The 1,392-nt window shown below is 74.4% G+C and carries 1 protein-coding gene; it reads left to right on the top strand.

Features of this window, described 5'->3' with window-relative positions:
• Positions 1 to 1,259 (top strand): alpha-galactosidase (locus ACYVE9_RS26955; RefSeq protein ID WP_461030509.1); only part of this gene is annotated, 1,259 nt, incomplete at its 5' end.
• Positions 1,260 to 1,392: the final 133 nt, after the last annotated feature.

Below are 1,392 nucleotides of genomic sequence, written 5' to 3'. Positions count from 1 at the left end.
CCCGCCCCGCCCAGCACCGCTGGCTGCGCGACCACGTACTGCCCGGCCCCGAGGAGACCAGGCCGGTCCTCTACAACTCCTGGGAGGCCACCGGCTTTGAGGTCACCGAGGACAACCAGCGGGCCCTCGCCGACCGCGCGGCCGCCCTGGGCGCCGAGCTGTTCGTCGTCGACGACGGCTGGTTCGGCCGCCGTGACGACGACCGGGCCGGCCTCGGCGACTGGACGCCGCACCCGCGGCGTTTTCCCGACGGCCTGCGGCCGCTCGCCGACCACGTGCACTCCCTGGGCATGCGGTTCGGACTGTGGGTGGAGCCGGAGATGTTCAATCCCGAGAGCGACCTGTACCGGACGCACCCGCACTGGTCCGCACACGCTCCCGGCCCCGCCCCGACTCCGCGCCGCAACCAGCTGATGCTGGACTACACGCGGGACGACGTCGTCGACTGGGCCACCGAGGTGCTGTCCGCGACCGTGCGGGAGAACGCCGTCGACTTCCTCAAGTGGGACTTCAACCGGTCGGTCACGGAAGGGGGCGGCGCCCCCGGGGCGGACCGTTCGCTGTACGTCCGGCACGCCGAGGGCTTCCACGAGGTGCTCGACCGGCTGCGTTCCCGCTTCCCCGCCCTGCGGGTGGAGTCCTGCGCCGGTGGCGGCGGCCGGATCGACGCGGCCGTACTGCGCCGCACCGACCAGGTGTGGCCTTCCGACAACACCGACCCCGTGGACCGGCTGGCGATCCAGGACGGCTTCACCCAGCTGTGGCCGGCTGCGGTGATGTCCTCCTGGGTGACCGACAGCCCCAACGCCCTGACCGGCCGCCGCACCCCGCTGCGGTTCCGGTTCCACGTCGCCATGGCCGGCGTCCTCGGCCTCGGGGGTGACCTGCTGACGTGGTCCCCGGAGCAGCTGGCCGAGGCCGCGGACCTGGTGGCCGCCTACAAGCAGGTCCGGCACCTGGTACAGCACGGTGACCTGTACCGGCTGCGGCGCCCGGCTGCCGGCCGCAGCGACGCGGTCGCGTACGTGCGGGCGGACGGGAACGAGGCGGTGGTCCTGGTACGGCGCCCGGACGCCGGCTTCCATCCCGCCGAACCGCCGCTGCGCGTACCGGGGTTGAGGGCCGACACCTGGTTCACGGCGGAGGGGACGGGGCTGCGCCGGTCGGGTGCGGCACTCGCCGCCCACGGCCTGCCGGTGGAACTGCCACCCGGCGAGTACGCCAGCGCGCTGGTGTGGCTGCGCGGCGACAGCGCGTGATCGCGTGAGCGGACGGGCGGGCTCGCGGGGTCACCGGGGACGAGAGGGAGCCCACGCGTACCGCCGGCCGAACCGCCGCCGCCGTACGATCGAGATGTGGCGGGACGCGGCTGGACGACGCGGCCGTGGGCGG

Source organism: Streptomyces sparsus, assembly GCF_054776295.1.
The sequence above is the reverse complement of the archived record's forward strand: the minus strand, read 5'-3'. Positions and strand labels throughout refer to the sequence as shown.